The sequence below is a fragment of the Chryseobacterium cupriresistens genome (assembly GCF_046614675.1).
GTDB lineage: Bacteria > Bacteroidota > Bacteroidia > Flavobacteriales > Weeksellaceae > Chryseobacterium > Chryseobacterium cupriresistens.
In genome coordinates this window covers 479,677-493,497 of sequence record NZ_JBKKJT010000001.1, presented here as the reverse complement: position 1 = coordinate 493,497, position 13,821 = coordinate 479,677, and the positions used below count along the sequence as shown (strand labels likewise).

The following is a 13,821-nucleotide window of genomic DNA, read 5'->3' as shown; positions in this document are numbered from 1 at the left end:
TATTGGCATTTTAACAGTTAACAATAACTCCTTTCATAGCCAAAGATAATGTAAAACCCTAAACGAAACTATACCACATTTAAAGATTCAGTAAAAAAAAATTAATTTTAATTAACATTCCTAAAACATTAAAAATCAACTAAAGATGGCATGAAATTGGCCAGAGAATGTGAATTATTTTTTAATTTTGCACAATGATGAAACCTGTTGGAAAATTAATAGTTATCGGAGGCGCTGTAAACAAAGGAAGTTTTGCTGAAACCGATTATGATCAGAATATAGAAAAGAATCTTAATTTTTTTGAGCGTGGGATCCTGCGAAAGATCATCAACGAATCAAAACTAAAGGAAAATTCTGTCATTGAAATTGTTACCACTGCCTCTCAAATCCCTCAGATCGTAGGTTCCGAGTACAAAAAAGCATTCGAATTTCTTGGAGCTAAAAATGTAAATGTGCTGGACATCCACAACCGTGAGGAAGCCAATTCTGATGCAATGGTCGCAAGAGCCAACGCTGCCGATGTAATGATGTTCACCGGAGGAGATCAGCTGAGACTGACCTCTATTCTTGGAGGAACAAGATTTCATGATACGGTTTTATTAAAATACCAGGAACAGGATTTTATTTATTCCGGAACTTCTGCAGGTGCTGCAGCAGCTTCTGAAAATATGATCTATCAGGGAAGCAGTTCTGAAGCTTTATTGAAAGGAGAAATCAAAACCACTCAGGGATTGGGGCTAATCGATAATGTCATTATCGACACTCATTTTGTACAGCGGGGAAGAATCGGGCGCCTTTTCCAGGCGGTAGTGAACAATCCTAGAACGCTGGGAATCGGATTGGGTGAAGATACAGGACTTTTCATTCATAATGATGTAATGACTGCTGTAGGTTCAGGTCTTGTTATTCTGGTAGACGGAAGGTTTATCAAAGATACCAACCTTACCAATATCAACCTTGGAGAGCCGATTTCTATTGATAATTTAACAGTACATGTAATGTCTATGAATGATCATTATGATCTTACGACAAAAACGCTGACGATTGAGAATTCGCAGTTTAATCCTATTCCACAGGATAAATAGAACAACAAATACAGCTATACAAACGGAACCTCGGTTCCGTTTTTTTATTTAGCATACACATTTTAAGTTGGCTAAAGCCATTGGATTTAAATATTTATTATAAGGCGGGCTTTCTTCGTCTCCGCTCAGAATTATAGCCCACCTCTATTGATGTTGATATCCAGATGTATAATAGTCGCTTAAAAACATTATCTTTTATCTTTTATCTTTTATCTTTTATCTTTTATCTTTTATCTTTTATCTTTTATCTTTTATTAATTAACTTCGTAAAAGAAATCATTTATCAACCATCATCTATAATTTTATGAAAGTAATTATCCACGGCGGTTTTTTCTCTGAAAGCGATCAAAGCCATGAAGTAAAAACAGCAAAACAGGAGTCATTAAAACAAATTGCTCAAAAGGCATTCGATTATCTTAAGACCCATTCGGCTTTTGATACGGTTGCTTATGCTGTTTCCTTGCTGGAAGATGATCCGTTATACAATGCAGGAACAGGTTCTCAAATCCAGAGTGATGGTGTTATTCGTATGAGTGCTGCCATTATGAACGGAAATACCCAGAAGCTAAGCGGCATAATTAACATTGAGAATGTACAAAACCCGATTTTTGTTGCTAAAGATCTTATAGGTGAAGATGACAGAGTATTAGGAGGAAATGGTGCCAAAATTTATGCTACGGAAAATGGTTTTGAAAATTTTTCTACAGAAATTCCCCAGAGAAGAAAAGAATATGAAGCTAAACTAGCCAATGGAGGAAAAGGAACTGTAGGCTGTGTTGCAATTGATCATGAAGGAAAACTGGCTGTTGCCACATCTACCGGAGGTAAAGGCTTCGAGATTCCCGGAAGAATTTCAGATTCTGCCACAGTGGCCGGAAATTATGCCAATGCTTTCTGTGCGGTAAGTTGTACCGGGGTTGGTGAAGATATTGTCAGCAATGCTACGGCTGCAAAAATTGTAACAAGAGTTACGGATGGAATGAGCCTTCAGCAGGCTTTCGATAAAACATTTGAGGAGCTTAAAACCATTGATGGGTTTGCAGGCGCCATCGCCATTGATAAAGAAGGAAATATATATCATCAGGATTCGTATCCTACTATGGTTTTCGCCAGTTTTGATGGTAAAAAACTTGAAGTCTTTTCCTAAATTTAACATTTATTTATAAGTCCATTTATTTTTTTGGCACGTATTTTACATTATTGATAACAACAAATTTTAATATTAATACTTAAAAAAATAGAAATCATGGGAAACAAGACAAAAGGCTTATTAGCTTTACTAGGATTAGGTGCATTAGCTTACTGGAAATATAAGAATTCAAGCCCTGAAGATCAACAAGCGGTAAAAGATAAGATCAATACAGCTAAAGATAATCTTAACAAATGGGGAAATGACCTTAAGAGCAAAGCCAATGATGTTGCTTCCCAGGTTCAGAATAAAGTGGACGAAGCAAAAACAAAGGCTGAGGACTCCCTTAGCTAACCAACACAGAGCAGTTTTTTTTAACATTCATATATAGGAAAAAGTCATCGTAATAGTAATTGCGATGACTTTTTATTAGGATTAAAATAAATCTTATATTTTCTCTGCAATCAAAGCGAACACCAACGGTATTTTATTTCCGAACTGTGGAATTCTCCATTTTCCTTTTTCAAATTCATCTACATGTCTGAAGCACGGATAAGGTGACCAGTCAAATTCCTGAAAAGTCTCCAGCTTCAACCCTTTTTTCATTAAATTGTCAAGCACTTCTGCTAAGGAGTGGTTCCACATGACATACTCCTGTACAATAGGTGCAGACTGATCTGCATAAGTGCCTTCATAGGTTTCAACAATCGGTTTTTCATTGAAGTAATTATAAGCAACTTTTGTAAAGTCGTCATCAAACATCCAGACAACAGGATGAAACTCTGCCATAATAAACTGCCCTCCCGGCTTCAGAAAATGATTGATAATTTCCGCCCATTTCTCAAGATCAGGAAGCCAGCCAATGGTACCGTAACTTGTATAAACGATGTCAAACTTATGATCCAGAACATTGGGCAGCTCATATACATCTGAACAGATAAATTCTGTGTCTGTACCGCATTTTTGTGCAAGTTCTCTGGCGGTATCAATCGCTTTGTCAGAAAGGTCAATGCCGGTCACCTTTGCTCCCATTCTTGACAGGGAAATAGAATCCTGTCCGAAATGGCACTGCAAATGCAGAATACTTTTTCCTTTTATATCTCCAAGAAGTTCCAGCTCTATGGAGTTCAGCGAAGTTCTGCCTTTTAAGAACTCATCTACAAAGTAAAAATCCGATTTCAGATGAGGTTCTACTTTTGCATTCCATGATTTTTTATTAATTTCTAAGTAATTTTCCATTGCTTTAGTTTAAAAATGGGAGTTCCACCCATCAAGTAATTTCATTATTCAACATAATGATTACAGTTTCTCCATTAATTTCTTCTTTTGATCCAGAAATTCCTCCTCACTTAGAACTCCGGATTCCTTTAATCTTCCCAATTGTTCCAGCTGATCTAAAATACTAGGTTCGGATTTACTCTGAAAATGTTGTTCCGGATGGGACATGAAATCTCTTACTTTTTCACAAAACAGTTCAGCATGGTACTTTCCTACTCCATCAATTTCTACCACGTCATCAGTTACCTGAATATCTATGGAAGCTAATAAAAATTCTGTTTCATATTGTATGGAGCTTATTTTGCTGTAAGAAAAGTCTTCTACTTTCAATCCGTACATGAACTCCTTATCCACAAAAATCAGTCTTCTGTCTGTGGCTACCAGGATGATATGATGGTTGTTCAGTTTATTTCTGCCTTCTACGAGATAGACAATTCGTTCGTCCAGTGAAAGGATATCCGGTAATTCACGAATTTCTTTCCGGGCAAATATGGTAGGGCTGATATCCAGTTTTTTAAGTTCTTCTTTTATTTCGTCAAGTCTTGATTTTTCACTCATAGCGTTAATTTTTGGGTCTAAATTACTCTTTATAAGTAATTAAATGAAAATATTAGTCTTCTGATGGTATTACAATGGAAGTATGCAAACAGTATAGCTTCCAGCCTAAGGTTTCATACAACAGCTTTCCTTCTTCCGTTGCCACTAAAATATTCTTGTAAAAACCTTTGGATAAAGCGATCTTCTCCAGTTCTTTCAATAAAAAACGGGCAAGCCCTTTCCTTTGATGACTTTTTTCAGTAATAATCCTGTCATACACAGCAACATCATCTATAAGAGAGATACGTCCTATAGAAGCCTGCTCACCATTCTCCGCCACAATCGTGATAACAAAGGTTGTATTGTACTCAGAAAATTCCAGATGGTATCCTTCTGCAAGACTTGTGTCCGGAAATTCCATTGGATGAAAACAGGTCATCATATATCCCTGCGGCTGCAGTTTCCATCTTTCAGGAATTTGATCTGTAATTTGATCAGGGGGAACAGATGCTTTCAGATAAATCCAGGGCTCGGTAATTGAATTGGCAAGCTGAAAAAAATCATCATTAAGCTCAGGAAACACAAAACGTTCTTTTTGTTTTTCATCTCCTACAACAACATGAAATCCGGATTTATAGGACACAGGAAAAGATGTTTCTCTTGAAAGGCACCATCCTTTCAACCAGCTTTCCACTATTTTTGCAGATACTTTATCTTTCATGATTGGGTATAAAATTTTTATGGTAATTGCTCCAGCAGTTTCTTTTTTTGCTCTGCAAATTCGGCATCGGTTAAAATTCCGTTTTCCCTCAGTTTACCCAGTTTTTCAAGCTGATTCAAAATATCGTCTGATGAGACTGCAATACTTTTTCCTGCTGTACCCATTTGTTTTGGAGATTGATCCTTAGAATTATTATAAATGGTTTTTATTGTATCATAGAACTTCTCTGCATCTTCCTTATCCATATAGCATTCAAACTCAACTATTCTTTCTTCCAGATGCAGTTTAATAATCGGAGATCTCGGATGGGTTACAAAGCTTACCAACTGTATGTTTTCATTAGGGTAAATAGTAATCTTTGCGGCACCAAACATTCCTTTTGATACAGAAATCATCCTTTTGGGCGTTGCTACCAATACTCCGGCATCCAGTGTATTGACAAACTGAGCATCTGTAATCGCAATGATCTGTTCTTCTTCAGAGATAAGATAAGGAAGTTCCTTGATTTCTCCTTTGGTAAAGACGGAGAGATTAGCATGAAGCCTTTCCAGTTCATTCTTTATTTTTTGGTGTCTTCGCTTATAAACCTCTTTTGAGATTTGATGAGAACCGGAATCTATGGCTGCAGGAAGAGTCTTTCCCACCGTCATGACTGTCTGAGCTGCTTCAGTGTCTTCTGTATTCAGCATATTATTGATATCGTCAATGCTGAATGCATTAAGATTATAAAGCAACTCATCATTGATATCGCTCACTTTATTCAAACATTTGTTGCATAAAACATTACCATCCGAAAGCGAATTCGCTCCCAGAAGCGTATCCATAGATGTTAATTCTGTATTACACAACGCACAATTATTAGTCATTCCTTTTTTATTCAAAAGTATTTAAATTCTCAACATCCATCAAAAAAAAACAACCACAAAAGTAATTTTGCAGTTGATCTGTTTTTAATATAATTAAGAAATTATTCTCCTAAAAACTCTTCTAAAGAAACCGTTTTCTGTATTCCGGCTTCAAGATCTTTAAAAGTAACGGTATTATTTTTAATTTCTTCTTCACCCAGGAAAACAAGATTTTTAATACCTTTCTTTTCTGCATAGGTAAACTGCTTGTTGATCTTTGCATTTTCAGGATATAATTCAGCTGAAATTCCTTTGGATCTTAGCTTTATGATCAGTTTTAAGGCATCAGTGATTTCTTCACCTCCAAAGTTAGCAAACAGATATTCTATTTTAGCTGATGCTTCTTCAGGGAAAAGGTTCAATTCTTCCATTACCAGATAAATTCTGTCTAATCCGAATGAAATTCCAATTCCAGGAATATTTTTCACTCCAAAAACTTCAGTAAGGTTATCATATCTACCGCCGCCTCCGATGGATCCCATAGCAACTTCATCTGCTTTCACTTCGAAGATCGCTCCGGTGTAATAGTCCAGGCCTCTTGCCAAGGTAATATTGAAGACCAGGTTTTGAATATCAACACCAAGGTTCAGAGATTGTGTAAGAACAAATTCAAGTTCTTCCACTCCTTTTAGTCCGATTTCGTTCCCTGCAAATTTTTCTTTTAACTGAAGAAGATTTTCCAATGCATCATCCGACTGGCTGAACAGGAAATCCAGCTTATCAATAGATTCCTGAGAAATTTCTCTTTCCAACAGTTCTTTTACAACTCCATCTTTCCCAATTTTATCCAGTTTATCAAGAGCAACAGTGAAATCAATCAGTTTATCTGTAATTCCAGCATATTCTGCCAATCCTGATAAAATCTTCCTGTTGTTCATATGAATGGTTACAGGAACTTTCAGATCTGCAAAAGATTTCAGATACAACTGAATCAGCTCCACTTCCTGCAGCAGACTTTCGCTTCCTACCACATCGGCATCACACTGATAAAATTCTCTGAATCTTCCTTTCTGAGGTCTGTCTGCTCTCCAAACCGGCTGGATCTGATAACGTTTGAACGGAAACGTCAGTTTACCATGATTCATCGCTACGAATCTTGCAAAAGGTACGGTAAGGTCATAACGAAGAGCTTTATCTGTAAGGCTCTCTGCACTGAATGGTTTTTCCAATGCTTTTTGAAAGTCATGAAGCATCTGAGTTTTTTTCTCTTCTTTCGCTTCGTTGATGCTTGAATTTAAAATTTTAAAAATCAAGCGGTCACCTTCTTCTCCGTATTTTCCTGTCAAAGTAGAAAGATTTTCAAAACTAGGTGTTTCCAAAGGCTGAAACCCGAATAATTCAAAATTATTCTGTAAAATATTGATGATATATTTTCTTCTGGAAACTTCCTGTGCCGTAAAATCTCTCGTCCCTTTTGCTAAACTTGGCTTCATTTGTTGTATGTCATTTTGATAAATGCAAAAGTAAGGAATTGAAAGGAATTTTTCATAGTATAAAAAGCTGAAGAAGGACTTCCCTCAGCTTTTCCTTTAATACTATCAATTATTCAAAAAAATCATACGCTTTCCAGGATTTCAAGGATCTCTTCACCATAGTTTTCAATCTTATGCTTTCCAAACCCTTTGATCTCGAGCAATTCTTCTTTCTTAGCAGGCTTATACTTGGCTACAGATATCAGTTCTTTATTGCTCGCGATGAAGTAAGTGGGCAGGTTCTGTTCTCTGGCTTTTTCCGATCTCCAGAATTTCAGAGCATCCAGAATTTTTTCTTCATCGATATTCAAAAGATCAGTATCTGCAGAATATTTTACTGCCTTTGGTTCTTTTACTGTACTTTTTATGGGCTTTAATTCCTCAAAATACAATATGACAGACCAATAACGTTCTTCGTTCACAAAAGCTGTTTCTACTTTCATAATCTCATTGGCGTCCAGGAAATCATCCAGCATTTTCTGATCTTTGTAGAGAAATTCTTCCGGAAGCCTGATTTTAAAAACTTTTACTTTCATCATTTGTGTTTTTAGAATTATTTACCTCCTAATAAAAGAATCTCGTCTACCCGAATTTCTGTGATATACCGTTTAACCCCATCTTTATCATCATAGGATCTGTAGATGATTTTGCCTTCTATGGCAATTTCTTTTCCTTTCGATACATACTTTTCAAAGATTTCTGCTGTTTTCCCAAAGGCAATCAGATTGTGCCATTGTGTTTCTTCTACTTTTTCTCCTTTCGCATTCGTGTAATGATCGCTGGTAGCTAAAGATACACTTGCTTTTACGTTTCCATTGTCGAAGTTTACCATTTCAACTTCTTTACCTGTGTAACCAATTAATGTTACTTTGTTTCTTAGTGACATAACTTTTAGATTTTAAAGATTAATAAATTCAGATAAGAGACGTTCACTGTTTTTCTCAAATCTCTGTTGCAAAGATTGCGATGTTCCGGTAAGACAGTCGGTTATAAACTATTTAAATCCGTTTGTAGTCGTTTGTAAACGGATAGGAAACTAAATAGAATTCTTTATAAAACAATATTTATCAAGCTTAAAAACAATAATCTTCACTTTTAAAGTAAAAATTAAACAATGAAAGCCTTATCCTAAAATAAAATTCTTCTTTAAAAAACATTGAAAAATAGATGTATGACAAGGATTTTTTTTCTTTTTAATTTAATTTTTTTTTGCAAATTTGTAAAAATGTCTGATATGCAAAAAGAAAAACTCCGTACAGTAAGAAAGATGAAAGGTTTCACTCAACAGCAAATGGCTGAAGTGATCCCTACCGACGTCTCCAACTATAGCAGAAAAGAAAGCGGTACTGTATCTATAACACAGACAGAATGGAACAAACTTGCCCAGTTTTTAGAGGTTCCTATCGAAGAGATTTACGAAGAAGAGGAAGCTAAAATTGTTATTGAAAATCCTGTTTTTAATGATAATAATGGAGTCAATGTAGGTAATAATAATGCTACAGCAAATATTAGCAATGAATTAAGCATAGAAATCATCAAGACGATGCAGGAATATATTGGTCTGCTGAAAGAAGAAATCAACAGATTGAAAAAGTAACAATACAAATATTAATTACGAATAGGGGCTATCGCTAAAAAAATAAATTTATATTTTTTCAGCGATAGTTTTTTTTAACAATATCAACCACAAATTTTTAATTTTTCTTTTTTACAAGTAAACAAATTAAAAAAGCGCTCAACAAAATTGTTGAGCGCCTCCTACTTAATCATGCAACTAAAAATAAAATTGAAACTTATATTTTTTCACATTCAATAATGCTTTTTGCATCTGTTCCGATGTGAATAATCTGAGTAAATTGTAATCCTGCTTTTTCAATGATCAATTTAAATTCGTTTAAAGTTCTTTCTTTTCCCGTAAGGCAGGCCAGCATAACAATGTCCAGAAGTTTGGCGATATGGGGCTTATTTAAAGAATCGTCCGGGATAACTGCGTCTATAATTAATAGTTTAGCTCCTTTAGGCATTGCATCATAGCAGTTTTTAAGAATTTGTACACATTTATCATCATTCCAGTCATGCAGGATCCATTTCATGGTATATAAATCCGCACCCTGCGGAATTTCATTAAAAAAGCTTCCTATAGCTACAGAACACCTTTCACTAAGATTTTCAGGAATCATTTTGATAGTTTTTTCAATTACATTGGCTTCATCAAAGATAATTCCGGAGCTTTGCGGAGCATTTTTCAGAATAGTATGGATCATAACCCCATTGCCTCCTCCTATATCAACAATTTTTTTATAAGGTTTAAAATCATAGTTCTCTATAATTCCTTTCAGCTCCATACCGGACATTCCCGTCATTCCCTTTCCAAAGTTTTCACCTGTTTCAGGAAATTCTTTATAAAATCCCCAAAGATCTTTCCCATGAATGTGTTCAAAAGGAACTTTTCCTGTCTGAACGGCATATGTTAGTTCTCCATAGCACGGGAAATGTTCATTCATAATGGTCAGAACAAAATTTTTTGCTGTTCCGGGAACATCGGTTTGCAGGGCAGCTCCGAAATCATTCAAAGCAAACGTTTTGTTTTCTAATTCTTCAAAGATTCCTGCACCACACAACGCTCTCATTACCCGGTACAGTTGGGCTTCATGCGATTGTGTTTCTTCTGCAAGGAAAGAAATAGTTTGAGGACCAGAGGTCAGTAAATCTGCAATATTGAGCTCAGCAGCTGTTTTTACACATCCGGTTAGCCATAAACCACCTAGTATTTCGAACATTTTAAAAGTAAACTCCGGCTTAATGGGTTGTTTTTCCATAGTATTATTTAATTGATTAATATCATTATATATTGAGTCTGAAAACAAGAACCAACTGATTAGTTTGTTCTTGTCTGACATGTGTCAAATTTGAAATTAAGTTTTAATAATGAGATTAATCTTTTGCCTGAGAAACTCTTGTTACACTACTGATAGTAGCATCCAATGCGGTATCAGATTTTATTTTAATAAGATATCCGCTGCCTATAGACAAAGGATCGGCAACACTCACCAGGTAAAAAACAAGATCTCCGGAGGTTACCCCATTGGGAGCAACAGCGGTCTGATCTATGGAGAATGTTGAAGGCGGAACAGGATTGGAAAGGTTTACTGTCACGAAGGCTACAGAACCATTATTCTTGTTGGCATAACTTACAATAACCCTCCACATATGAACCTGTCCGGCAATAGGATTTTCCAAAAACCGTCCTGTTGCCGGATCATATATATCTCCGGGTACCGGGTTGATAATATTTTCCGGCCATGTGGTTGTTGGAGATGATGCAAAATCTGTCACAATATTCATAGGAGTTTGATAAACAATGTTTTGATACGTCATTAAGGGAACTCCTCCGGAAGCTCTGAATGCAAATGAAGGTTTCACTCCTGCCCCGCTATTTAACTTAACAACTCCTTCATTGGCTGTTGTTAATGTTACTGAAGAAATTACAGTACTCCACTGGGTTCCATTATAATACCTCAAGGTTTTATTGGTGGTATCGTAGATAATCATTCCTGCTGTGGGTGTTGTCACATTGGCCGGAGGATTGGCATTTCTGGAAAGTATGACTGCAGAATTTGCAGAAGTAACATCCAGAACTCCTTGTGGAGATGTAGTATTAATCCCTACCTGTCCAAAAATAAGTGAAGAACACAGAATACTGAGTAATAAATTGGATTTTTTCATGGTTTGTTTTTTTGATGCATTAAAATTACAAAAAAACACAATACAGTGAAATAAAAATTCATTTTTTTTATTGAAAACTAGACTGTTATACATAACAATAAATATTTATTAATTAAAAATCCATTCTAAATATCGATAAATACTAAATTTTTCAAAATACAGTGAATTACACAAAACACATGTCTATATTCAAAAAAAAATTAGTCTAAATAAATTTAGATTTTTCTCAAACGTAATGACATATCATATATAAACCATTGTTTTTCAGTTATTAAAATTCACTCCGTTCTACAGAGAAGTGCGTTTCACTATAATAATTAGCAATCTGACAGTTATCCATTTACAAACGGATATTTCTGTATCTTTGTGAAAAGTCTTTTATGAAAAGGAATATCAATATTTTTGAGTTTCCTCTCAATTGAGGCATACTAAAAGGAAGATAAAAAAATACCGAAGAGTAAATGAAGAAGAGCATAAAAAGAACATTCAGAGTTTCAAAGTACGTAATCTATAAGGAAACGCTTGTCGATTATAAAGAGCATTTCTGGTCATTTTTAGGTGCATTTTTTGGAATCGGCATTATTGCATTTATTCAGTCCCATTCACTGGCAGAAACTGAGAATATATTCCTGATCGGTTCTTTTGGAGCATCCAGTGTCCTTATTTATGGTGCTATCCAGAGTCCTTTGGCCCAACCCCGGAATCTTATAGGCGGACATGTACTGTCGGCATTGGTAGGGGTTACGGTATACCAGCTTGTTCCGGATATCATCTGGCTTTCGGCACCTTTGGCAGTAGCATTTTCCATTGTATTGATGCAGTATACGAAAACATTACATCCACCAGGTGGCGCTACAGCGCTGATCGCGGTAAGTTCTACAGGAAAAATTCCTGAATTGGGATATTGGTATGTTCTCTCCCCTGTTCTATCCGGATGCATTATTCTTTTGATTGTTGCTCTGTTTTTTAATAATATTACACCCAACAGAAGTTATCCTGCTCACAGCATGTTCAAAAAGCTGTTGAAAAAAAGACACCACCATCACTTAAAATAAAGATTATGAATTGTCTGGAATGCGGCGAGAAAATCATCGGAAGGTCTGATAAAAAATTCTGCAACGATGCCTGCCGGAACGCCTATAATAATAAGCAGAATAAAGATTCTAACAATCTGATGCGGAATGTTAATAACAAACTCCGTAAAAACTACCGTATTCTGATGGAAATCAATACCGATGGTAAAACAAAAGTCCCCAGATCCAGACTGGATGGCTTGGGTTTTGATTTCGATTATTTTACCAATCTGAAAGTTTATAAAAATGGTTCTGAATACAAGTTCATTTATGATTACGGTTATAAACTTCTGGAAGATGATTTTGTACTGATTGTAAAAAATCAGGCATAAACCCACCCACCACAAATATAGAATTATGAAAGAAGTTGTCCTGATCACCGGCGCCAGCGGCATGATCGCTAAAGAACTGGCAAAAAAAATAGGGAGCAAATACGAGATCAGATTTCTGACCCGGAAAAAAAAACATGATGATGAGTATGAATGGGACATCAAAAAAGGAAGTATAGATGAAACAGCCTTTGACAATGTTTCACACATCATTCACCTGGCAGGTGCTAATATTTCAGAAAAGCGGTGGACCCCGGAAAGGAAAAGAGAATTGATTTCCAGCCGTGTAGATTCCGCAGAATTACTTCGAACCACTTTAAGAAAAAACAGGATTAAGCTAAAGTCTTTTATTTCAGCTTCAGGAATTAATTTTTACGGTACAAAAACCTCAGAAAAGATTTACACAGAAAACAATCCTCCGGGTAATGATTTTCTAAGTGAAGTGGTAGTTTTATGGGAAAGAGCTGCTGACGATTTCAAGGAACAGGATCTGGCAGAAAGGGTTGTCAAAATAAGAACTGCCGTAGTTCTTTCTGAAAAAGATGGAGCTTTAAAGAAAATGACCCCTCCTATTCAGTACTATATCGGTTCTCCACTGGGAAGCGGCCAACAATATATGCCATGGATTCATATTGAGGATATCTGTTCTATTTATGAATTTGCATTAAAAAATCCAACAATGGATGGTGCTTATAATGCTGTTTCTCCGCAACATGCCACCAATAAAGATCTGACAAAAAAAATTGCCAAAGTACTTGGAAGACCTTTATTGATGCCCAATATTCCCGGATTTGTTCTGAAACTGCTATTCGGAGAACTGGCAAATGCTATTCTGGAAGGTTCCAGAGCTTCTTCAAAGAAACTTCAGGATGCAGGTTTCCATTTCAAATTTCCTGATCTGGAGAAAGCTTTAAGGGATTTATTAAAAAAGTAATTTCAAGAAAACATTTATTATAACACAACAATATTCCAATGAAAAACCCGAATATAACCTTATTAAACACGGAAATCCTTTCAGACAACTGGTATACTTTAAACAAAGTCACCTACTCTGTTTTAAAAAAAGACGGAACTACAGAAACCCAGAGCAGGGAAGCGTATGACCGCGGAAACGGAGCTGTCATTCTTCTTTATAATAAAGTCTCCAACACAGTCATTCTCACCAGACAATTCAGATTACCGACTTATATCAACGGAAATTCTACAGGCATGCTCATTGAAGCCTGTGCCGGACTTCTGGATAACGATAATCCGGAAGACTGTATCAAAAGAGAAACAGAAGAAGAAACCGGATATAAAATTTCCAAGGTTGAAAAGGTTTTTGAAGCCTATATGTCGCCCGGATCTGTGACGGAAATTCTTTATTTCTTCATTGCAGAATATTCTCATGAAATGAAAATCAATAATGGAGGCGGACTGGAAGAAGAAGGTGAAAATATAGAAGTTCTTGAATTATCTTTTGAAGAAAGTCTGAAAATGATTGACACAGGAGAAATCAAAGATGCAAAAACCATTATGCTTTTGCAGCATCTGAGGATCAAAGGAATCTTGTAAAATAGAATATGA

At 35.8% G+C, this 13,821-nt stretch carries 17 protein-coding genes; 8 read left to right on the top strand and 9 right to left on the bottom strand.

Annotated features, from left to right (window positions below):
• Positions 1 to 197 precede the first annotated feature (197 nt).
• From ACLI50_RS02325 to ACLI50_RS02315, 3 genes are all read left to right on the top strand, one after another.
• Positions 198 to 1,085 carry a cyanophycinase gene (locus ACLI50_RS02325; RefSeq protein WP_002979057.1) on the top strand — a complete coding sequence of 296 codons (888 nt, stop codon included), beginning with the start codon at positions 198 to 200 and terminating at the stop codon, positions 1,083 to 1,085.
• Between the two features lie 304 nt (positions 1,086 to 1,389).
• Positions 1,390 to 2,232, top strand: a complete 843-nt coding sequence (locus ACLI50_RS02320) for an isoaspartyl peptidase/L-asparaginase (RefSeq protein WP_411413066.1) — start codon at positions 1,390 to 1,392, stop codon at positions 2,230 to 2,232.
• 99 nt (positions 2,233 to 2,331) lie between these two features.
• Positions 2,332 to 2,568, top strand: a complete 237-nt coding sequence (locus ACLI50_RS02315; protein WP_110010931.1) for a YtxH domain-containing protein — start codon at positions 2,332 to 2,334, stop codon at positions 2,566 to 2,568.
• A gap of 93 nt (positions 2,569 to 2,661) precedes the next feature.
• Here ACLI50_RS02315 and ACLI50_RS02310 read toward each other — a convergent pair whose 3' ends face one another.
• The 7 genes from ACLI50_RS02310 to ACLI50_RS02280 all read right to left on the bottom strand — a co-directional run bounded on the left by ACLI50_RS02310 (position 2,662) and on the right by ACLI50_RS02280 (position 8,013).
• Complete coding sequence (locus ACLI50_RS02310; protein WP_202840747.1) at positions 2,662 to 3,453, bottom strand: class I SAM-dependent methyltransferase; 792 nt, start codon at positions 3,451 to 3,453, stop codon at positions 2,662 to 2,664.
• A gap of 60 nt (positions 3,454 to 3,513) precedes the next feature.
• On the bottom strand, positions 3,514 to 4,050 hold the full coding sequence (locus ACLI50_RS02305; protein ID WP_202840749.1) for a PH domain-containing protein: 537 nt from the start codon (positions 4,048 to 4,050) through the stop codon (positions 3,514 to 3,516).
• A gap of 52 nt (positions 4,051 to 4,102) precedes the next feature.
• Positions 4,103 to 4,750 (bottom strand): GNAT family N-acetyltransferase, encoded by a 648-nt coding sequence (locus ACLI50_RS02300; RefSeq protein ID WP_202840751.1) that lies wholly within the window; start codon positions 4,748 to 4,750, stop codon positions 4,103 to 4,105.
• 17 nt (positions 4,751 to 4,767) lie between these two features.
• Positions 4,768 to 5,616, bottom strand: a complete 849-nt coding sequence (locus ACLI50_RS02295) for a PH domain-containing protein (protein ID WP_216444479.1) — start codon at positions 5,614 to 5,616, stop codon at positions 4,768 to 4,770.
• Between the two features lie 101 nt (positions 5,617 to 5,717).
• Positions 5,718 to 7,088 carry a histidine--tRNA ligase gene (gene hisS, locus ACLI50_RS02290; RefSeq protein WP_411413065.1) on the bottom strand — a complete coding sequence of 457 codons (1,371 nt, stop codon included), beginning with the start codon at positions 7,086 to 7,088 and terminating at the stop codon, positions 5,718 to 5,720.
• Between the two features lie 122 nt (positions 7,089 to 7,210).
• Positions 7,211 to 7,666, bottom strand: coding sequence for an HRDC domain-containing protein (locus ACLI50_RS02285; RefSeq protein ID WP_228436683.1), 456 nt, complete (start codon positions 7,664 to 7,666; stop codon positions 7,211 to 7,213).
• A gap of 14 nt (positions 7,667 to 7,680) precedes the next feature.
• Positions 7,681 to 8,013 carry a single-stranded DNA-binding protein gene (locus ACLI50_RS02280; protein WP_395973807.1) on the bottom strand — a complete coding sequence of 111 codons (333 nt, stop codon included), beginning with the start codon at positions 8,011 to 8,013 and terminating at the stop codon, positions 7,681 to 7,683.
• A gap of 348 nt (positions 8,014 to 8,361) precedes the next feature.
• Here ACLI50_RS02280 and ACLI50_RS02275 point away from each other — a divergent pair, with 348 nt between their 5' ends.
• Positions 8,362 to 8,724, top strand: coding sequence for a helix-turn-helix domain-containing protein (locus ACLI50_RS02275; RefSeq protein WP_227943749.1), 363 nt, complete (start codon positions 8,362 to 8,364; stop codon positions 8,722 to 8,724).
• A gap of 196 nt (positions 8,725 to 8,920) precedes the next feature.
• On the opposite strand, the gene ACLI50_RS02270 is transcribed toward ACLI50_RS02275, so the two are convergent.
• Both ACLI50_RS02270 and ACLI50_RS02265 read right to left on the bottom strand, forming a co-directional pair.
• The gene (locus ACLI50_RS02270; RefSeq protein ID WP_411413064.1) at positions 8,921 to 9,946 is read right to left on the bottom strand and encodes a methyltransferase; all 1,026 of its coding nucleotides are present in this window, start codon (positions 9,944 to 9,946) and stop codon (positions 8,921 to 8,923) included.
• Between the two features lie 115 nt (positions 9,947 to 10,061).
• The gene (locus ACLI50_RS02265; RefSeq protein ID WP_343640551.1) at positions 10,062 to 10,853 is read right to left on the bottom strand and encodes a phage tail-like protein; all 792 of its coding nucleotides are present in this window, start codon (positions 10,851 to 10,853) and stop codon (positions 10,062 to 10,064) included.
• Between the two features lie 461 nt (positions 10,854 to 11,314).
• On the opposite strand from ACLI50_RS02265, the gene ACLI50_RS02260 reads away from it, so the two are divergent.
• The 4 genes from ACLI50_RS02260 to nudK are packed head-to-tail and all read left to right on the top strand — an operon-like array spanning position 11,315 to position 13,809.
• Entirely contained in the window at positions 11,315 to 11,908 is a 594-nt protein-coding gene (locus ACLI50_RS02260; RefSeq protein WP_411413063.1) for an HPP family protein, read from the top strand.
• A 5-nt stretch (positions 11,909 to 11,913) separates the two neighbouring features.
• Positions 11,914 to 12,258 carry a hypothetical protein gene (locus tag ACLI50_RS02255; RefSeq protein ID WP_110010942.1) on the top strand — a complete coding sequence of 115 codons (345 nt, stop codon included), beginning with the start codon at positions 11,914 to 11,916 and terminating at the stop codon, positions 12,256 to 12,258.
• A gap of 25 nt (positions 12,259 to 12,283) precedes the next feature.
• A complete protein-coding gene (locus ACLI50_RS02250; RefSeq protein WP_411413062.1) occupies positions 12,284 to 13,189 on the top strand; it encodes a TIGR01777 family oxidoreductase in 906 nt (301 codons plus the stop codon).
• A gap of 38 nt (positions 13,190 to 13,227) precedes the next feature.
• Positions 13,228 to 13,809, top strand: coding sequence for a GDP-mannose pyrophosphatase NudK (gene nudK / locus ACLI50_RS02245; protein ID WP_411413061.1), 582 nt, complete (start codon positions 13,228 to 13,230; stop codon positions 13,807 to 13,809).
• Positions 13,810 to 13,821 lie beyond the last annotated feature (12 nt).